This is a genomic window from Butyrivibrio sp. DSM 10294, from assembly GCF_028539135.1.
Classification (GTDB): Bacteria; Bacillota; Clostridia; order Lachnospirales; family Lachnospiraceae; genus Butyrivibrio.
The window spans coordinates 188,219-207,757 of sequence record NZ_JANSWL010000077.1; the positions used below are offsets into that span (position 1 = coordinate 188,219).

At 44.7% G+C, this 19,539-nt stretch carries 14 protein-coding genes; 10 read left to right on the forward strand and 4 right to left on the reverse strand.

All coding sequences use genetic code 11. The features are described from left to right. The first annotated feature begins 188 nt into the window (after positions 1 to 188). From NXH67_RS10045 to NXH67_RS10065, 5 genes are all read left to right on the forward strand, one after another. Positions 189 to 1,415, forward strand: a complete 1,227-nt coding sequence (locus NXH67_RS10045) for an EAL and HDOD domain-containing protein (protein ID WP_022776847.1) — start codon at positions 189 to 191, stop codon at positions 1,413 to 1,415. 36 nt (positions 1,416 to 1,451) lie between these two features. Then, positions 1,452 to 5,264 (forward strand): EAL domain-containing protein, encoded by a 3,813-nt coding sequence (locus NXH67_RS10050; protein ID WP_272797298.1) that lies wholly within the window; start codon positions 1,452 to 1,454, stop codon positions 5,262 to 5,264. A 4-nt stretch (positions 5,265 to 5,268) separates the two neighbouring features. After that, complete coding sequence (locus NXH67_RS10055) at positions 5,269 to 6,033, forward strand: response regulator (RefSeq protein ID WP_022776845.1); 765 nt, start codon at positions 5,269 to 5,271, stop codon at positions 6,031 to 6,033. A 12-nt stretch (positions 6,034 to 6,045) separates the two neighbouring features. Continuing rightward, on the forward strand, positions 6,046 to 8,028 hold the full coding sequence (locus NXH67_RS10060) for an EAL domain-containing protein (RefSeq protein WP_022776844.1): 1,983 nt from the start codon (positions 6,046 to 6,048) through the stop codon (positions 8,026 to 8,028). Positions 8,029 to 8,108: 80 nt separating this feature from the next. Next, positions 8,109 to 9,401 (forward strand): PrsW family intramembrane metalloprotease, encoded by a 1,293-nt coding sequence (locus NXH67_RS10065; RefSeq protein WP_022776843.1) that lies wholly within the window; start codon positions 8,109 to 8,111, stop codon positions 9,399 to 9,401. Here NXH67_RS10065 and NXH67_RS10070 read toward each other — a convergent pair. Next, positions 9,385 to 9,936 carry a histidine phosphatase family protein gene (locus NXH67_RS10070; protein ID WP_022776842.1) on the reverse strand — a complete coding sequence of 184 codons (552 nt, stop codon included), beginning with the start codon at positions 9,934 to 9,936 and terminating at the stop codon, positions 9,385 to 9,387. The genes NXH67_RS10065 and NXH67_RS10070 overlap by 17 nt on opposite strands. Positions 9,937 to 10,052: 116 nt before the next feature. Between NXH67_RS10070 and NXH67_RS10075 the strand changes: the two genes are divergently transcribed. Then, positions 10,053 to 12,179, forward strand: a complete 2,127-nt coding sequence (locus NXH67_RS10075) for a hypothetical protein (RefSeq protein WP_272797299.1) — start codon at positions 10,053 to 10,055, stop codon at positions 12,177 to 12,179. A gap of 52 nt (positions 12,180 to 12,231) precedes the next feature. Here NXH67_RS10075 and NXH67_RS10080 read toward each other — a convergent pair whose 3' ends face one another. The 3 genes from NXH67_RS10080 to NXH67_RS10090 are packed head-to-tail and all read right to left on the reverse strand — an operon-like array spanning position 12,232 to position 14,468. Further along, positions 12,232 to 12,816, reverse strand: a complete 585-nt coding sequence (locus tag NXH67_RS10080; protein WP_022776840.1) for a low molecular weight protein-tyrosine-phosphatase — start codon at positions 12,814 to 12,816, stop codon at positions 12,232 to 12,234. Between the two features lie 22 nt (positions 12,817 to 12,838). Beyond that, on the reverse strand, positions 12,839 to 13,174 hold the full coding sequence (locus NXH67_RS10085) for a YolD-like family protein (RefSeq protein ID WP_272797300.1): 336 nt from the start codon (positions 13,172 to 13,174) through the stop codon (positions 12,839 to 12,841). 31 nt (positions 13,175 to 13,205) lie between these two features. After that, the gene (locus tag NXH67_RS10090; RefSeq protein WP_022776838.1) at positions 13,206 to 14,468 is read right to left on the reverse strand and encodes a Y-family DNA polymerase; all 1,263 of its coding nucleotides are present in this window, start codon (positions 14,466 to 14,468) and stop codon (positions 13,206 to 13,208) included. A 125-nt stretch (positions 14,469 to 14,593) separates the two neighbouring features. Here NXH67_RS10090 and NXH67_RS10095 point away from each other — a divergent pair, with 125 nt between their 5' ends. The 4 genes from NXH67_RS10095 to NXH67_RS10110 all read left to right on the forward strand — a co-directional run bounded on the left by NXH67_RS10095 (position 14,594) and on the right by NXH67_RS10110 (position 19,531). Further along, positions 14,594 to 16,171 carry a helicase HerA-like domain-containing protein gene (locus NXH67_RS10095; protein ID WP_022776837.1) on the forward strand — a complete coding sequence of 526 codons (1,578 nt, stop codon included), beginning with the start codon at positions 14,594 to 14,596 and terminating at the stop codon, positions 16,169 to 16,171. 225 nt (positions 16,172 to 16,396) lie between these two features. Then, positions 16,397 to 16,837: a hypothetical protein gene (locus NXH67_RS10100; protein ID WP_022776836.1), complete on the forward strand. Its 441-nt coding sequence runs from the start codon at positions 16,397 to 16,399 to the stop codon at positions 16,835 to 16,837. A 375-nt stretch (positions 16,838 to 17,212) separates the two neighbouring features. Further along, a complete protein-coding gene (locus NXH67_RS10105) occupies positions 17,213 to 18,118 on the forward strand; it encodes a hypothetical protein (RefSeq protein ID WP_272797301.1) in 906 nt (301 codons plus the stop codon). 483 nt (positions 18,119 to 18,601) lie between these two features. Then, complete coding sequence (locus NXH67_RS10110) at positions 18,602 to 19,531, forward strand: ABC transporter permease (RefSeq protein WP_022776834.1); 930 nt, start codon at positions 18,602 to 18,604, stop codon at positions 19,529 to 19,531. The last annotated feature ends 8 nt before the right edge of the window (positions 19,532 to 19,539 follow it).

The following is a 19,539-nucleotide window of genomic DNA, read 5'->3' on the forward strand; positions in this document are numbered from 1 at the left end:
AATATTCTATGTCTATGATAACACATATTTAGCGGTTATGAGCGGATTTGCGCCTATTTTTTGTGACTATCGGTATAGTGATAATAATTAGCGGAATTTTATAAAAATATAATATAATTACCCGTTTAATTTTGCTAAAATATACTTGAGTGGGAGTATGTCTTTATGCACCTGAAAGGAGACTTTTTATGCTGGCTACACTTATTCCTTTGTTCGACGCCAATATGTCTGTATGCGCATATTCTGTTTTTGCGCGAAAGGAAAACCACTTTCTGAATCCGAATTATGAAGGTACCGCCAGATATGACGGAGCCGGAACAGTCCATGAACTGGAGGTTGTCAGCAGCATGGGCGTAGCCACTTTGTCCGGAGGAAAAGAAGTCTTCGTTCCCATCAATCAGTTTTCCATATTTGCGGAAATATCCCTTCAGTGTACAGTGCCGGCAAATAAGGTAGTGCTTTTGATGGATAACACCATCACACCTGAAGAAACCTATGTCAAAAGAGTAAGAGAACTCAAGGAACAGGGCTACAAGCTGGCTATCAGAAAACTCCCCATCAGCAGTTTCGAAGCATATAAGAATATCCTCAGTAAGTGTGATTATATCTTGCTGGATCATGTGAAGATCGATGTGTCCAAGGCAAGAATGTACTTCAACAAAGTTTATCCAGGCATCAAGCTGTGCGCTGTCAACGTTGATTCCCAGGAGGATTACAAGGAACTCAAGGATGACGGAGGGTACGATCTGTACGAAGGCAGTTTTTTCAGAATGCCTGTCAAGGACTCCGAGACCGAGGTCAATCCTCTTAAGGTTAACTATATTGAGCTTTTAAATGTTGTTAATGCACCTGACTTTGATCTTACGGATGCTGCCGATGTTATCGGCAAGGATCCTGCGCTTGTTATCTCACTTCTTGAGATGGTTAACAGAATGGCACTTAATTCTGAGATCACATCCATCCGTCACGCGGCAGCAATGCTGGGACAGAGGGAACTCAAGAGATGGATCAACACCGCCGTTACCAAGGAGCTGTGCGCTGACAAGCCCAGTGAGATCACAAGACTTGTAATGATAAGAGCTAAATTTGCTGAAAACCTGGCAGAGAGCTTTGAGCTTGCCATGATGGCGCAGGAACTGTTCATTATGGGACTGTTTTCAGCTCTTGATATTATGCTGGAAAAAACCATGGAAGAAGCACTGAGTATGGTACAGGTATCCAAGAACGTCAAAGATGCCCTTCTGGAAGGAAAGGGTGAATTTGCACCTGTCCTTGATTTCATCAAAAGATATGAGGATGCGGATTGGACGGAAGTATCCAGGCTTATGGTTGTGGGCAATATGGACATGGATAAGGTATATGAGGCATATCTAAATGCCCTCAAGTGGTATCGCGATCTGATTCCTCAGGGATGAGAGGAAGGGTAAACTTCCTGATCTTAAGGTGTTTTTATGGACAGTGTTCAGAACTTTGGGAACTTAACCTTTAATCTTGCTGCTGTAATTATCAGTGTTACCTGTATTTTTTATACTATTCTGATGAAGAACAGAATGAGGACGAAGAACACGATTTTCCTCTGGATCCTCGTTATTGTTGCTGTTGATGCCATCACAGGTATATTTGGTGACCCGATAAGGACCGCAGATATTCCGTTTGCCACAAGGTTTTTTATTTTTCATCTGCTTCAATTTGTGTATTTCTTTACACATTTCGCTATAGCAGCCATTTTTGCGCTGTATATTCTTGCTGTATGCAATGTCGGATACAGATTTTCCAAAAAAAGCAGAAGAATGCTGGCACTGCCTTTTGCAATCATGGAAGCAATGGTAGCCACCAATCCCGTCTTTCATCTGGTCTATACTGTGGACAAAAACCTGGCATTTCACAGGCAGGCCGGAGTATATATCGCTTATGCGGTCAGCGCATTCTATGTGCTTTTTGCAATAGCGGCTCTCTTTGTCTATTGGAAAAGCCTTAATAATCTCAACAGAATAGCAGTGATATATTTCTTCGTGCTGGTTATTCTGGGCACCATTATTCAGATGGTGAATTTCAATATCAGATGTGAGCTTATGTGCGAAGCCATAGGTCTTATGGGACTTATGATAATGCTGGAAAATGACGACGAGAAGATGGATTCCGCCACCAAGGCCTATACCCGTAACGTTTTTATCCAGGATACCGGTAGCTACTTCAAATACGGCAGGAATTTTACGACTTTCGCAGTTCATATTAGAAATGCTGATGTTTACAGAAAAATAACGGGCTACGAGGAATTTGAGAGCCTTTTGTCGGTGGTAGTTTCTTTTTTGACAACTGTTGAACCGGGGACAGATGTGTACAGAGCCGATATCAACTGTTTTTTTGTTGTGTGCCAGGCGGTAGACAGGGAAAGAGCCGATCATATTTCTCAGATGATACTGCAGAGGTTTGGCGACGAATGGATCCACGGATCCACCAGTGTCAAACTTAAGGCCTTGATTCTGCAGGCCAGATCTCCGGAAGAATTTGGAAGTATTGAGCATCTGTTCCTTCTGTCGGATACAACCATGGAAACTGAGTCGCACAAAGTGCTAAGGGGACACGACCTTGACTTCCTGTTAAGAAGAGCTGATGTGGAAAAGGCTGTCAGAAGAGGAATCCAGAACGACGGCTTCAGGATATATTACAAGCCCATATATACCAGGAGCGAGCTTAGTATCTGCGGTGCTCAGGCCAAGCTTCAGTTCGTGGATAAGGAACTCGGAAACATCGCGGAAGAGGAGTTTATGCCTATTGCCGAGCAGACAGGTATTATAGAAAAGCTCGGATGGTTTGCTCTTGAGGAAGTACTGTACTTCCTCGGAGGCGGTATTGCAGAGGAGATGGGTCTTGAATTCATAAGCCTTGGACTTTCCTCGGCGCAGGTTATTCAGTCGGATTTTATTGTGAGGGTCAGGTCTTTGCTCAGTAAGTTCGGGGTAAGGCCCTCGCAGATAGTTTTTGAAGTGACGGAGGCCTCCGCCACAGCGGATCAGAACGTTCTGGGAATCATTATGTCAGAACTTGCCTGGGACGGCATCAGGTTTTTAATGGATGATTACGGCACAGGATTCTTTAGCATGCAGAGCGCATCCCAGCTTATGTTTGAGGGTGTGAAGATAAGTGCGGATCTTTTGGAAAAATCCAACCAGATGGAGCAGAGCCGCATTATTATAGAAAACAGACTTAAGATGATGCATCAGATGGGCAAGAAGGTGATCCTTCAGAATGTGGACAACCAGGAGCTTCTTGATCTTGCGGATATAGCAGGGGCGGACTATCTGACAGGTGAGTATTTCTCTCAACAGGTCAGCAAAAATGAGTTTATCGCCATCCTACGCGCAACAGAGATGGCTCGCATGGAGGAGAGAAGGGCGAAGGCAGCCAACGAAGCCAAGAGTAATTTCCTTGCAAATATGTCCCATGAGATCAGAACCCCTATCAATGCCGTACTTGGCATGAACGAGGTCATCTTAAGAGAGTGCAAGGACGAGAAGATATTAGAATATGCCCAGAACATCGAGGGAGCAGGCAGAACTCTTTTGTCCCTTATAAATGACATACTGGACTTCTCCAAGATCGAAGCGGGAAGTATGGAGATAACCGAGGCGGAATATGATTTCAGCTCGGTACTTAACGATGTCTATAACATGGTTCACATCAAGGCGGAGCAAAAGGTCCTTAAGCTGATTTTTGATATAGATAAGAACCTGCCCAATACGTTGTTTGGCGATGAGATGAGACTTAGGCAGATCATAGTCAACATCCTCAACAATGCCATCAAGTATACCAAGGAGGGCACAGTAACACTGACCGTAACCGGAGATGAAGGCTTTGATGGCAGTATTCAGCTCAGGATGGATGTCACCGATACGGGTATGGGCATCAAGGAAGAGGATCTTGAGAATCTCTTTGATAAGTTCAAGAGACTTGATATGGAAAAGAATAAGACCGTGGAAGGAAGCGGACTTGGACTTGCCATTACGAACAGTCTGCTGCAGCTTATGGGAGGCTCCATCAGCGTTAAGAGTGAATATGGCAAGGGTTCCACTTTTTCCATGATCCTTCCTCAGAAAGTGGTGGGAGATGCCAGGATCGGAGATTTCAGGCAGAAACTAAGCGAGGCTTCCAAGGAAAAGAAGAAGTACAAGGAGAGCTTCACAGCGCCGGAGGCAAAGGTTCTTGTGGTGGACGATACGCCAATGAATCACGTTGTCATAAGAGAACTCCTAAAGCCCACAAAGCTCAAGATATCCACCGCCAGAAGCGGCGCGGAATGTCTGGAGAAGCAGCATAAAAAGAAATATGACCTTATTTTCCTGGATTATCGAATGCCTGAGATGGACGGCATAGAGACTCTGGCAGCCATGAAGGCAGATACAGAGAGCCCCAACCTGAATACTCCTGTGGTGGTTCTTACCGCCAACGCCATAACAGGTGCCAAGGAGAACTTCATGAAGGAGGGCTTTGACGATTACCTGAGTAAGCCCATTGAGAGCGAGAAACTGGAGGAATGCCTTATCAGGTTCCTTCCAAAGGATAAGCTCATTATGACCCGGGAAGAACTTGCTGACGGAGAAGAGACTGATACGGCACAAACGCAGAAGACTCCGGAAGTCGCTCCGGAGGAAAGGCCCGACTGGATGGATAAACTTGAAGAGATCGATCCTTCGGAGGGACTTAAGAACTGCGGAAGTGTTGACAGTTATCTTAGCATATTGAAGGTGTATTACGAGTCCTCCGATATGGCACAGAGAAACATTGAGACCACTTATGAGGAGAAGAACTGGAAGGACTACACAAGCTATGTTCATTCTCTTAAGAGCACCAGCAGAACCATAGGCGCCATGAAGCTCTCGCTCCTTGCAAAAGAGATGGAGGATGCCGGTAATGCGGGTGACATTGAAACCATTGAACTTCATCAGAACGAACTCCTTAACCTGTTCTCCATAGTGAAGTATTCCCTGTCGGAGATCCCGGAGATCGCAGGCGACAAGGATGAGGACGAGGATGACAAGCCGCCTATTTCAAAGGCACAGCTAAGGGATGCCTACAGCACCATAATCGAAGTTAGTAAGAGCTTTGACTATGACACCCTTCAGTTTGTTCTGGATTCAATCAAGATATACAAGCTGCCGCCTGATGATGCCAAGGCCATAGCCAGGATAGGAGAGCTTTCCTACAAGCTTTCCTGGGAACAGATACAAAGTGTTGCATCGCAGCGTTTGAACATAGAGGAGTAATGACATGAAGAAAAAGATTCTGCTTGTGAGAAATGAAGAAACTTTTTTGGTAAACGCCATCAAGAATGCTCTTTTGAGCAATAGATTCGAGGTGACGGATTCTTCCTATGCACTGTCGGAGCTGGCCATCAAAAAGAATGATGCGGATCTGATAGTTCTGTATACGGATCAGGATTTCGAGGAGCATAAGGATGCAATGGTCTATTTCAAGGATCTGTGCATCGAGGAAAACATGATAATGCTCATAATAGGCGACAAGGATGCCTTCGACCTGGTGCATAAGTTCGTCCCGAAGGAGGATATAGCCTTCGAGGTTACAAGGCCTCTTGATATGGCGGATCTTATAAATAAGGTTGCTACTGCCACTGACGAGGAGTTCGAGCTGGCAAGAAGAAAGAGCATACTTATCGTTGATGACGATCCTACCTATATTCAGATGATAAGAGAGTGGCTCAAGGATACCTACAGAGTGGGCATGGCCAATTCCGGAACCCAGGCTGTGGCTTGGCTTGCTACCAACAAGGCGGATCTTATTCTCCTTGATTACGATATGCCTGTGCTGGACGGCCCCAAGGTAATGGAGATGCTAAGGAGCGAGTCTTTTTCCAGCTCTACCCCGGTTATGTTTCTTACGGGCAAAAATGACAGGGACAGCGTTACCAACGTTATCTCACTGAAACCTGCGGACTACCTGCTTAAGACTATCAGTAAGGACAAGCTTCTTCAGACCCTTGATGTTTTCTTCAAAAGCAAAAATAAAGCGTATTGAGAGTAAAAAGATATGATGGATACCAGTGGATACGGCAGTCTGGCCTTCAGGATTGCCGCAGCAATTATAAGTCTGACCTGTGTTTTTTACACACTTTTGATGCGAAACAAAAGGAGTGCCAGGAGCAACCTTTTTGTTACTCTTTTGCTGCTTACTTTTATTGATTCCATAACCGGAATAATTTCATATCTGACACAGAATTCAGAACTTGCATTTAACGCCAAGTTCGTCATTTGCTATGGATGTAAACTGGTGTATTTTGTTACACATTTTGCGTTCATACCAACTTTTTTGTTCTATATCATCCTGGTCTGCGGAGTTATGTACAAGCTAAAGTTTCTGCAGAGAGTCATTATTGTTTTCCCTATTATTGTGCTTGAAATACTGCTTTTACTCAATCCCTTTATTAGTTTCATGTTTGTTCACGAGGGGAATCTTGTGTTTGTCAGAAGACCGGGAATTTATGTTGTATACGCAGTAGCTGTGGTATATGCTGCTTTTTCTTTCTATCTTCTTATGAGATATTGGAAAAACATAGGAACCGTCAAGAGGGTGGCAATGAGCTATTTTTCCCTTCTGGTTGTGACGGGAACTGCAATACAGATGTTAAATCCCCAGATCGTATGCGAGTTACTGGCGGATTCCATAGGCCTTATGGGAATCATGATCATGATCGAAAAGGACGATGACAAGGTGGATTCGGTCAGCGGCACCTACAACAGAAACGCATTTTTGTATGACCTTAACAATTTCTTCAGTCTGAAAAGAGAGTTTGTGGCCATCTGCGTAAGAATAAGCGATGCAGACAGCTACCGCAAGATCGTAGGTTTTGAGAATTTCCAGAACATCATCAGAGAGATTGGTGTATTCCTTGTGGGAATAGATGACAAATACGATGTCTACAGAGCAGAGGATTCCTGCTTTTATATTCTGTGTCCGGATATTAGCGATGCGGAAGTTGAGAGCATGACATGGCTTATCAACAACAGATTTAATGAGGGTTTTGATGTGGGAGAAGGAGCGACCATGATCAAGGCAAGGATCCTTGCGGCCAAAACACCGGGACAATTTAACAGCGTTGATGATATCTTTCTTCTTGCGGAGGCCGATATCGAGAGCGCTGACAAGAGTGTGTTTATTGGAAGTGATCTGGACTTCCTTGTTCGCAAGATCGAAATTGAGAAGGCCATTGGACGAGGCATCTCCGAGAAAAATTTCAAGGTGTTGTACCAGCCTATGTACAATGCAAAAACCGGTAAGATCACTTCCGCAGAGGCTCTTCTTACTCTTAATGATTCTGTGCTTGGGGCCATAGCTCCCGAGGAATTCATGGCAGTTGCGGATAAAACGGGATTTATTGAGGAGCTTGAGGTCAGGATGATTGAGGCTGTATTCAGATTCCTGGGCACCGGCGTTGACAGATCGGATATGCGCATAGAGTTTGTGCTTATTCATTTTATGTCCATCAAGACCATCAGTAAGTCGGTGGCTGATGCCATCAAGGACAATATGGAGAGATTTAAGATCGATCCTTCCCTTATTGCGTTTGAGATCAATGAGCATGATGCGCATATGGGTATAGATTCCCTTGAATATATCATGGATGTTTTCAAAAAGCTTGGTATCAGGCTGTTCCTCGGCAATTATACCTCCGGGTATATGGACTACAGAACAGGTTACAACAAGGGCTTTGACGGGATGATCATCCATGTCCGCAACATCATGGAAGGAACGGGGTATGAGAACGGTAAGATCCTGATTAATACCAGGGTCAGCCTCCTTAATCAGTTTAACAGCAAGGTCATTATTTCCAGGATCGATAACAAGGAACAATATGACATCGTAAAAGATCTTTCGGCCCACTGCTTAAGCGGTAATTACATTTCTCCTTCAATGACCAGAAATGAGCTGCAGCTGCGGTTCTGGCACGGGGAGAGAGTGGAATTTTCTGAGGACGGAGTTAAACATTTTGAAGAAGATGAAAATAACCTTTGATTATTAATAGATTTTGAAGTATGATGTTTTTGTTTACGGGGGAGAAGAGGAGAAATAATAGTTTTGATGGGAGAAAATTTATGGATCATTATGTCATGACCGTGCTGGCGGTTTTGCCTGCAGCGGTGCTTCTTTGGTTTATCTACAAAGAGGACAAAGTAGAAAAAGAGCCTTTGGATGTTCTTGCCAAGATTTTTGGATGCGGTGTCCTTTCAACAGCTATCGCAAGCTTATTCGAATATTGCGGATTCAATATTCTTTATCTTTTGTTCAATGGTAATATCAGGAATATTTTTTATATTATCATTTCAAACTTCCTGGTGGTTGGTTTATCCGAGGAGTTTGTTAAGCTCATGGCAGTCAGGATTGCAGCCTGGAAGGACAAGGCCTTTAATTATACCTTTGACGCAGTTGTTTATTGTGTAACTGCATCACTTGGATTCGCTGCTCTTGAGAATATTAAGTATCTTTGGGATGCTTCATATGAGTTATCTGTTATGAGAGCCATACTGTCAATTCCGGGACATGCAATATTTGCCGTATTTATGGGAATGTATGTGGGATTTGCCAAGTACTGTGAGGGACAGGGCAATATTCCCGCAATGAAGTCCAATCTCTGGAAGGCACTTCTGATCCCTGCACTTGTTCATGGTTTCTTTGATTTCACACTTACCATGAACCACATTGTATGGCTTATAATCTTCTTTGCATTTGAGGTTGCTATCGTTATTATCGCTTTCAGGAAGATCAAGTCTCTTGCTTCAGGAGATACGGCTATTTTCCAGAATTATTACTCCTGGCTGTGGCAGACCAAGAAGAATGCTCAGAAGGAGCAGATCCGTCAGCTCCAGTACAGCCAGCAGATGCAGCAGCAGTATGGTCAGCTTCCCGGAGCTCAGACTGTACTCGGCAGCCAGCCTCAGTTAACAGGCGGTCAGAACAATAACCAGAATCTTCTGCTTGGACAGAACAATAACTTCCAGCAGGCTCAGAATATGAGCTGGAAGCCCGCACAGGGTGCCCAGTATGCTAACAATATGGCTGCACAGAATGCGCAGATTCAGCAGCCCGCAGGTAACAACTGGCAGGCCAATCAGAACAACAATTTCCAGCAGGCCCAGAATATGAACTGGCAGCCCGCAACAGGAGCTTACCAGCAGCAGGTTATGCAGAACAAGGATCTGAGTCAGCAGCCGGTCGGAGGCTTCAATCCTGCAGGACAGCCTACATCCAACTGGCAGCCAAATCAGAGTGCTAATTTCCAGCAGGCACAGAACCAGCAGTTTGGTCAGGCAGCCCCTGTTCAGCAGAACCCTATGCAGCCACAGAACCCTGCACAGCCACAGAATGGTAACTTCAATCCACAAGCTTAACCAGCTCACAGTTACCGATCAGATTATCCCAGAAATTTGATAGAGGCGTTCTCTTTATGTGAGATATGAGACTGCAATTCATTGCACCGTGTCCCACGATGAGAACGTCTTTTTTTTGTGCAAGAAGTGGGTATACCTTATCTTCAAGAAAAGACAGGGTTCTCTCATTTAAGTGCTCAAAGGTTTCAGCGCCGCCCTGCGAGACATAAGCTGTGGGGTTGACGAAAAGGTCATTTATCGGGCAGGCCGGATTGTTGAAATATCCTGTCACACCTTCGTATTCACCAAAGCCCATTTCAATCAGTCTGTCATCGACGACAACGGGTATATCTCTTCCTTTCAGAAACAGCTCTGCGGTGGTTCTTGCTCTTGACAAAGGAGAGCAGAAACAGATGTCCAGAGGGACATTTTTGTATTTGACACAGGCTTCTCTTGCAGAGGCGATTCCTTCTTCGTTCAAGGGGATGTCTACATGCCCCTGGAGCTTTTCAAGCTTGTTCCAGTCTGTTTTGCCATGCCTCATGATATATAGCATAAAAAATTCTCCTTAATCACATTTTCTACATAAAATTGTGATATTATGTTTTTTGGCATTTTATTGCCAAACCAATGATAACATATTGAATTAAAAATACATAAGGGGAAACAGGTATGAATTGTAGTAATTGCGGGAATATATTGCAGCCTGGGGAGAAGTTCTGCAATGTATGCGGAGAGAAGCTCTCTGTATCACAGGGAATGAATGGTCAGCCCTCACAGGGACCGGTGAATATTGTCTGGAGTCCGCAGGGGCAGACACCGGATATGAATCAGATGCCCGGTATGAATCAGGCACAGGATATGAATCAGATGCCGGGAATGAATCAGGCACCGGATATGAATCAGATGCCGGGAATGAACCAGATGCCGGGAATGAATCAGGCACCGGACATGAATCAGATGCCGAGAATGAATCAGATGCCGGGAATGAATCAGATTCCCGGTATGAATCAGGCTCCGGATATGAATCAGATGCCGGGAATGAACCAGATGCCGGGAATGAATCAGGCACCGGACATGAATCAGATGCAGGGAATGAACCAGATTCCCGGTATGAATCAGGCTCCGGACATGAATCAGATGCCGGGAATGAATCAGATGCCCGGAATGCAGCAGCCGGCAGGTAAGTCCGGAGCTAAGTGGGTAATCCTCGGAGTGGTGGCAGCCGTTATATTGTTCCTTGGAATAGGTGGTTTTGCTGCGTACAAGTTTATGCCCTCCTTATTTGGAGGATCACAGCGAGCCAGTGCTCAGCCTTCCGGCAGCAATGTAACTGATACCGGAGAGACACCTGATGACCCCGACATGCCTGAGCAACCTGAAGATCCAGCCGGTAACGGCGTTCAGAATGCTGCTCCTGCCCCTGTGGACACTGCCAAGCAGGGAACCCAGAACAGACAGGAAGGCAATACAATATATGTTGTTGACGGAGGCCTTTATAACGACACAGGTTCCTACAATATGGACTTCTATGACAAGGACGAATATGTTAACGGCTCTTTTGCCTGCCGCAACAGCGCTATGACAATTGTGGACGGAGAAGCTTTTTATTATATTAATTCAGCCCTTGATGTTAATGTAGAGGCTGTTGATGTCAACTATGGCGGCATATCTTATTTTGGCAATACACTGTTTTATGTTACAGGTTATGGCAAAGAGAAGTCTGCTCTTTACCTGATCGATAAGACAGAAAATAAGAAATACATGATAGATGAAGAAGTATCCGGTTATAATACAGCTATTTCTCCAAACGGTAAGAGAGTAGCCTATTCCAAGTATATGGAAAATGGACCGGTACTGTTTATGTCAGGTATCGGAATGGAAGCGCAGGAGATATGTGCCGGCAACTGCGATATTCTGGCTCTTTCGGATGATGGACAGCTGATCTACGGAGTAAGAGCTGATGATTATGAGGATGACAGCTACAGCATGTACTGCTACAAGGGACCTGATTCCAATAAGCTCATCACTGAGGTTGCTCCACAGACCATCTATGTTGATAATGATGCCGAATCCTTCCTTATGATAGGCATGAACGACAGGAAGTTGTATTATTTCGATGGCTCCATGAGTGAAGTCAAGGTTGTTTACGACAGCGAAATAACTGATGTATTTGGCGGAACCATGGCCATGAGACAGGACTACAACATTGAGATCATCCCCAGCTCATCAGTTGACGGAGTTGCATTTACCGCAAAAGAAGGCGGTACGATGGTGTTTGTGGGAGCTGATAAGGAACCTTTTCGTCTGGCTGAAGAAAAAGTATACAATCTTCCATGCTTTGTAAGTGGTGATGAATGCTACTATGCTGTGGCCTCCGGTGACGGCACAATTGTAAAATATCAGTATAAGCCCGGCGGAACTCCTGAAGTAAGTGATACCTATACCGTGGAAGGTAATATCAGTGATGTATACGCAGATGTGGATCTGGAGTATCTGTGGTACTGCAACAGAGACGGACAGTTGTTCATGCTCCACGACGGAGAATCAAATATGATTGCTGAGGGAATTACTTTCAATCATACTTATTCTGCTTATTACAATCCCTTTGACAGCCTTGTATATGTTGTTAAGGACGGGAAGCTCTGCAGCGTTGATAAGGACGGCAATATCAAGGATACCGGATGTGAGTGTGATTCAATCTATCCTTCTTACAAGAACAAGCTTGCAGTTGGATATGCTGATTCAGCCATGAAGAATTATATTTATGTTGCCGGAAGAGCAATATGTGAAGAGTAATATGTAAAGAGTAAAAATATGGGCAGTGCGATCAAGTCGCACTGCCCATTTATTATCCTCTGGGAAAATCATCATATGTCAGATGGTCGCTATGTTCAAAGCTGTCATCCGAAGAAGCATCGAACTGCGATAACTCCTTGGAGAAGCGCTTGTCTGTGAGAATGCTGCGAAAGAGCCCGTGACAGCCCTCCGATACGTCTCTCCAGGTGGCATCGAAATTGCCTGTATACCAGGGATCTGCCACATCGCCTTCCCTGTCGGTGTAGTCCAGCATCTTATGGAGCTTGTGCTCCGGATCACCGCCAAAGATACCATTTAGATTGCGCATATTGGCGCTGTCCATGCCTATGATGAAGTCAAACTTATCATAATCGGTTCTGCTGGTTAATCTTGCTCTCTTGGCGCTGACACCAAGTTCATTGTCATCAGTTCCTATTCCGTGTTCCCTAAGCTTGGCTCTGGCGGGAGGATACACAGGGCTTCCGGCGCCGTTCCATATCTCATCCGTATGTGTTGCAGAGGACTCAATGTGGAAGGCTCCTGCAAGTCCCTGCTTGTTAACTATATCCTTCATGACAAATTCGCCCATGGTAGAGCGGCAAATATTGCCGTGGCAAACAAATAATATTCTGATCATTCTTATGTCCTATCCTCCGTTCTTACGATACTCTATCATTAAAGACTATATCGAGGATATTGTCAAAATCTATCTTGGTATTAACTATCTGAAGTACCCTGGAGATCTCGTCAAATCGGGCTACGATTCCGGTCAGCTTGATGTATTCGCCATTGTGGTAATAGATGCAGGTGATGATGCTGCCTTTTCGGACAAGGTGCATCTTCTTATCAAGCTCCTCGTACATCTCTTCGGACAATTCTATTTTATCAACGGTTATCTTTTCCTTGGCCCGAAGAGCTTCATCCAGTCCTTTTACTGCCTGGAAGGGGAGGAACTGGGCGGCTCTTTTGTCCATGGACATTTTCTGCCTTGGCATGTTTTACTCCTTGGTTATGTAAAGGATAGGCCTACGCCTTGTGGCCGCCTATCTGGTTGTTGCGCTCTCTGGTGGTGGCACCTTCTTCGAAGTTAAGGCCCTTGAGAATAGCGTTTTTGCCGAATTTGTTTTTGATCTCAAGGACGGCCTTCTGGACCTTCCTGTCCCGTTCAAGATCCTCCGGAGGCATGAAGAAGGAGTATTGCAGATATTCTTCGCTTGTGACGCCGTTACACACGACATACATTCTTCGGATCAGATATGCGGGATTGACTATCTGAGTGTAGAGTTCCGCAATCTTGGGAATAAGAATAGAAGAAGCGTTGGTGGGAGTGTCCAGGGAAAAGGTTCCCTTGGCTGAGGGAATGGGAGTACCCTTGGCGTAGCCCACCATCAGTGAAAAGGACTTGGAGACCAGCTCCTTGTCCACCAGGTCAAGGCACATGACATCCATCATCTCCTTGGCGATCACCTGCCCTTTTTCAAAGGTGTAGTCGCTCATAAGGACCTGACCCTGAGTAAGTGAATGGGATTGTGATTCATAGGAGCGGATATCATGAATTGATACGGGTTCTCTTCCCCAGGCATGATCGATAAGGAGTTCAGCGTTGACTCCCAGAAGCTTGTACAACAGATCCTCGTCGCCGTGGGCGATATCACGCATAGTCAGCATGCCGTAGGTGGCGAGCTTGTTGGCGATTCCCTTGCCGACACGCCAGAAATCTGTAAGGGGCTTGTGATCCCATAGCTTGTCCCTGTAGGAGTTCTCATCCAGTTCTCCGATAAAGTCGGGAGAGTGCTTGGCGGTAATGTCCAGAGCAACCTTGGTGAGATACAGATTGGTGCCGATGCCACAGGTGGCGCGAAGCCCCAGAGTTTCGTATATATCTCTGATGATGCGCTGTCCCAACTCCCGGGCCGACATCTGATAGAGCGACAGATAATCGGTGACGTCCATGAAGGCTTCATCCACTGAATAGACATGAATGTCATCCTTGGAGATGTATTTAAGGTATATGCCGTAGACTTCAGCAGAGTAATCCAGATATTTCTGCATTCTTGGAGGCGCCATTATGTAGTCGATGTGCTTTGGAATCTCGAACACTCTGCATCGTCCCGGAATGCCCAGAGCCTTAAGGGCAGGGGAAACCGCAAGACAAATAGTCTTGTCGGACCTGGTTGGGTCAGCCACGACAAGACGGGTGGTCATCACATCAAGTCCCCGTTCCACGCATTCAACGGAGGCATAGAAGGATTTCAGATCTATGCAGATGTACGAGCGTTCTTTTTCCATGTAATCATTATACGAACTAATGTTTGCGTAGTCAATGGCGCTTATTTGACATAATAATGTAGAAAAGAGCGGGCGGGGTGCTATAATAGTTGATAACGGAGTTTACGTAGCAAAAGGAGGAGCGTATGTATAAAGACGGTAAAGTTTGGGTGGCAAATACCGAATCGGGGGAGAATGTTTTTCTTTTGCCTAAGATGGCCAACAGGCATGGTCTTATAGCAGGAGCAACAGGTACAGGTAAGACCATAACACTTAAGGTTCTGGCTGAGTCCTTCAGTGATATGGGGGTTCCCGTTTTCCTTGCGGATGTTAAGGGAGACCTGTCAGGAATGGTGGCCGAGGGCAAAGATTCAGAGGATATGCAGAAGAGAATCGCCAGATTTGGCCTTGATGAAGCAGGATTCAAATATCAGAAATATCCTGCAACCTTCTGGGATGTATTCGGGGAAAAGGGCATTCCTCTCAGAACTACGGTTTCCGAGATGGGCCCACTTCTTCTTGCAAGAATCCTTGGACTTAACGATCTTCAGAGGGATATTCTGTCAATTGCCTTCAAGATTGCGGATGACAACGATCTGCTTCTTGTGGATACCAAGGATCTGAAGGCACTTCTTAACTATATGTCTGAGAACAACAAGGAATTTGCGGCAGATTACGGCAATATCAGCAAAGTATCCGTAGCAGCCATAATGCGTGCCATTGTTTCTCTTGAGATCGCAGGCGGTGACAAGTTCTTCTTTGAGCCTGCACTTAATATCAAGGACTGGTTTGCCACAGGCGAAGGCGGCAAGGGCATGATCTCAATCCTTGATTCCACAAGCCTTATTAATAACGGCACTTTGTATGCAACCTTCCTTCTGTGGATGATGTCTGAACTTTTTGAGACACTTCCTGAGGTAGGAGATCTTGATAAGCCCAAGATGGTGTTCTTCTTTGACGAGGCACATCTTCTTTTCAAGGATACGCCGAAGCTCCTTATGGACAAGATCGAGCAGGTGGTTAAGCTCATCAGATCCAAGGGCGTGGGTATCTATTTTGTAACCCAGAATCCAAGAGATATTCCCGACGGCGTTCTTGCACAGCTGGGTAACAAGATCCAGCATGCACTTCATGCCTATACTCCTTCCGATATGAAGGCTGTTAAGGCAGCAGCTGATTCCTTCCGTGAGAATCCTGAGTTTAAGACTGCGGATGTTATTCAGGAGCTTGGAACCGGTGAGGCAGTATGCTCATTCCTTGCTGAGGACGGAACACCTACTGTATGTCAGAAGGTCAAGATCCTGCCTCCTCAGAGCTATATGGGCGGCATAGATGATGATCTCAGGGCAAAAGAGATCAAGCAGAGCGTTCTGTACAGCAAGTACTACGAGCCCGAAGATCCCGATTCAGCTTATGAGTTCCTGGAGAGAAAGGGATTGGCAGATGCGGAGGCAGCAGCCAAGGCTAAGGCAGAGGAAGAAGCTGCCAAGGCTAAGGCCAAGGAAGATGCCGCAGCAGCCAAAGCTGCAGAGAAGCAGAAAGCAGCCGAGGAGAGAAGAAAGAAACAGGCCATCAAGACTGTTGGTAATTCTGTTGCCGGAACTGTTGGCCGTGAAGCCGGCAAGGCTTTTGGCGGTAAGTTCGGCAAATTCGGTAAGACACTTGGAGGGAATCTAGGTGCCAGCCTCGGAAGAGGTATTCTTTCAACCTTGTTCAAATCATAATAAAAATAACCAAAAAGAAACCACCGCATCTGCGGTGGTGATTTTTGGGAGGAGGGGTTGTTCGGTGGGGAACCAAACAACCCGTGTATGAAAAAAAGTATTGTTGGGGGTTCAGAAGTTTCCTTCTGATAGATATTATATTACATAGGACTTGTTGCTAAACTGTGTCAAAACTCTAAAAGAAGTATAACCTATTCTAAAATATATATAGGAGTATTAGAAAAAATGTCAAAAAACAAACGAAATACAGTCAAATACGATACGGCAGGACCGGACAGAAGCGCTGCAATGGCTAGGCTTGTGTTCACAATGATCGTTTTATGTGTCGTTATCATGATATTTATTAAGGTTGCGGTGCCAATGATCGCCCAGAAGACCAAAAAGGCTGCTGCAGAGAAGACTGTTGAAGTAATTACCCAGAATGCGGAAATAATTGCAGGCGACAATGAAGAAGTCAAAGAAGCCATTCAGAATATGTCCGAAGAGGATAAGGAAACCCTGACAGAGATAGTTGAAGACCATATGGATGCTGAGACTGTTTCCGAGGTTATGGGATACGTGGAAAAGAAGGATAAGGAAGGCCTGATGAAATATGCCTCTGAGAATCTCAGTGAGGAAGAGATCATCAAGCTGATCGGAATCTATTCCAAATACGCCAATCCGTAAAAGAGTATTGCATAAAAATTCTGAGCATAAATATAGCCGGAGCTGTGCATAATAATACAGCTTCCGGCTACTTTTTTATAATTATATAAAATTAATCCTATAACGCAAAAACACCCACGGGGGGACGTGAGTGCCTGCGATTTTCTTATGAGGGGGAGATAGTGATTGGTTCGAATGAACCGTTTGCATCACTAACTTGAGTTAATAATAACTCAAAAATGTGTACAAAAAGTGAACATTTTATATTTTTTTAATATTTTTTTTATTTTTTTTTATAACCTCAGTATATCTGCGAATGAACAAGGGTTTTTATATTCCGTAAAAATATGCTACTATGTCTTAGTCGTAAAAAACTTAAGGAGATTATACTTAAAAATGTTCAAATATAAAATCTACGGACTTATAACCGAGACAGATGTGGAATTTGCGCATCTCGTCACAGCTGATGAACAGTCCGCCTCCGATGTGATCATACACCGGGGAAACATTGAGGACGAAGTAACGGCACATCTTGATACAGTCGGCGCAAGAGCCTACGATATTCATTTTGACAGATCCGTGTTTAGAAATAAGGGCGGTTATTACAAGATAACCGATGGCAAAGAGATAGTATATGAGACCAAGGAAGGCTACACTCCTGAGATGGTGGGGCCATGGCTTCTCGGTTTTGCATATGCGATGCTGCTTCTTGAGAGGAACACACTGGCTGTTCATTGCAGTGCTATTTCAGACAAGGACGGCGCATTTCTTATAAGCGGTGTTCCCGGGGCCGGCAAGTCATCCCTCACTAAAGTCTTATTGGAGCGAGGCTACGGAATTATGGCAGACGATGTGGCTGCTGTCAGAATAGACAATGATGGCACCAATGTATATCCTGCTTTTCCCTATCAGAAGCTCTGCAGAAATGAAGTTGAGAAAAGAGAACTGGATGAGGACGACCTTATTTACATTAACGAGGACAAGGACAAGTTCCTGGTTCCTGTGAACGAAGCCTTTGTGGGAGAGAAGAGACCCCTCAGATTCCTGATCTTCATTGTAGTCTCAAATACTGATAAGGTTGCTGTTCAGAAGCTTTCGGGACTAAACCAGCTCTTCGCCCTCAGAGAGAATCTCTTCCTTGCAAGACTTACCGGACCCTGGCTCAATGAGAAGCCTCTTATGGATCTGTGTCTTAAGGTTGCATCGGGATGCCCTGTGTATCTTATCGAGAGACCAGCAGGAGTTGATACACTAAGTGAGATGGCAGATACAGTGGAGAAGATCGCAGCTGAAGTTGGCTGAAATAATAAAGGATCAAGCAAATAAGATAGATTATGAATATGCCTGATGAAAGACTGTTTGAGAAGATAAACCATTCTTATTTTTTCAAATGGTCTTTTTTCGTGGACAAAGATTTCTTAAAATTAATTTTAAAAAATGCCTGAAACGCAATACCGTTCAATCATCATTTGTATTATAATAAGAACAAGAAAAGAGATTTTGTCCGCCGTGGACGGATAGATGTGTTTTAGTAGTGGATACTTGATTTAAATTAATCAGTTTGACTATTTTTAACCCATTGTACTTGACATAAAGTTGCATGAAACATATGATTAACGTTGTTTGTACGAAAATATTCATGTATACAATCTTAAGTTCTAAGTACAATGATGTACTGTTTTTGTATATCATTGTATATTTTTTAAATTTCACACGTTAAAGAGGTAACGCTTTGGCGGGGTGACAATTCAAAGCATCATAATAACAAAGGACAGGTTAATATTTATGAACACTAAAACGCTTATGTACATTGTTAAGAGAGTGATCCTTGCAATAGTTACGATCTGGGTGGTTATCACCGTGACCTTCTTCGTAATGCATGCAGTTCCGGGAGGCCCCTTCACCGGTGAGAAGGCCGTAACAGAGGCGGTCAAGGCTGCAATGGAAGCCAAATACGGATTGGACAAGCCACTGGGAATGCAGTACGTCACTTATCTTAAGGATATAGTAACAGGCTTTGATTTCGGACCATCCCTTAAGCAGAGGGGACGTAACGTTAACGACATCATCCTGGACGGAATGAAGACCTCCGCCAAGCTTGGTATCATAGCAGCCTTCGTGGCACTTATCTGCGGCGTAGTCCTTGGATCCGTAGCAGCCCTTCGCAGAAACAAGCTGATAGACAGGATCATAATGATAATCACCACGGCGTTCGTATCCATGCCATCATTCATTATGGGTTCCCTTCTTCTTATATTGTTTGCCATTAAGCTCAGATGGTTCCCCGCTAACGGAGCCTCAAGGAACGGATTATTCCTTCCGATCCTTACGCTTTCTCTTTATCCCATGGCTTACATAACACGTCTTACAAGATCTTCAATGCTGGAGGTTCTGGGTCAGGACTATATCAGAACAGCCAAGGCCAAGGGCGTGTCGGGAACCAAGATCATCTTCGGTCATGCACTTAAGAATTCGCTGATCCCTGTTATTACCTATTTCGGACCCATGCTTGCAGGTATTGTTACAGGTTCACTTGTAGTTGAGCAGATCTTTGCGGTACCGGGCATCGGAAGAGCCTTCGTTAACAGCATCACCGGCCGTGATTATCCTCTGGTTATGGGAACCACCATTGTTCTTGCGACACTTATCGTAATCATGAACCTTATCGGTGACATCATGTACAAGGTTGTTGACCCAAGAATTACTTTGGAATAAGCATTCCG

Excerpts from the sequence above, each read along its gene's own strand:
- NXH67_RS10060 (WP_022776844.1), top strand. The coding sequence starts at position 6,046 with ATGATGGATACCAGTGGATACGGCAGTCTGGCCTTCAGGATTGCCGCA.
- NXH67_RS10100 (WP_022776836.1), top strand. The coding sequence starts at position 16,397 with ATGTCAAAAAACAAACGAAATACAGTCAAATACGATACGGCAGGACCG.
- NXH67_RS10090 (WP_022776838.1), bottom strand. The coding sequence starts at position 14,468 with ATGGAAAAAGAACGCTCGTACATCTGCATAGATCTGAAATCCTTCTAT.
- NXH67_RS10055 (WP_022776845.1), top strand. The coding sequence starts at position 5,269 with ATGAAGAAAAAGATTCTGCTTGTGAGAAATGAAGAAACTTTTTTGGTA.
- NXH67_RS10095 (WP_022776837.1), top strand. The coding sequence starts at position 14,594 with ATGTATAAAGACGGTAAAGTTTGGGTGGCAAATACCGAATCGGGGGAG.
- NXH67_RS10065 (WP_022776843.1), top strand. The coding sequence starts at position 8,109 with ATGGATCATTATGTCATGACCGTGCTGGCGGTTTTGCCTGCAGCGGTG.
- NXH67_RS10045 (WP_022776847.1), top strand. The coding sequence starts at position 189 with ATGCTGGCTACACTTATTCCTTTGTTCGACGCCAATATGTCTGTATGC.
- NXH67_RS10105 (WP_272797301.1), top strand. The coding sequence starts at position 17,213 with ATGTTCAAATATAAAATCTACGGACTTATAACCGAGACAGATGTGGAA.
- NXH67_RS10085 (WP_272797300.1), bottom strand. The coding sequence starts at position 13,174 with ATGCCAAGGCAGAAAATGTCCATGGACAAAAGAGCCGCCCAGTTCCTC.
- NXH67_RS10080 (WP_022776840.1), bottom strand. The coding sequence starts at position 12,816 with ATGATCAGAATATTATTTGTTTGCCACGGCAATATTTGCCGCTCTACC.
- NXH67_RS10050 (WP_272797298.1), top strand. The coding sequence starts at position 1,452 with ATGGACAGTGTTCAGAACTTTGGGAACTTAACCTTTAATCTTGCTGCT.
- NXH67_RS10110 (WP_022776834.1), top strand. The coding sequence starts at position 18,602 with ATGAACACTAAAACGCTTATGTACATTGTTAAGAGAGTGATCCTTGCA.
- NXH67_RS10075 (WP_272797299.1), top strand. The coding sequence starts at position 10,053 with ATGAATTGTAGTAATTGCGGGAATATATTGCAGCCTGGGGAGAAGTTC.
- NXH67_RS10070 (WP_022776842.1), bottom strand. The coding sequence starts at position 9,936 with ATGCTATATATCATGAGGCATGGCAAAACAGACTGGAACAAGCTTGAA.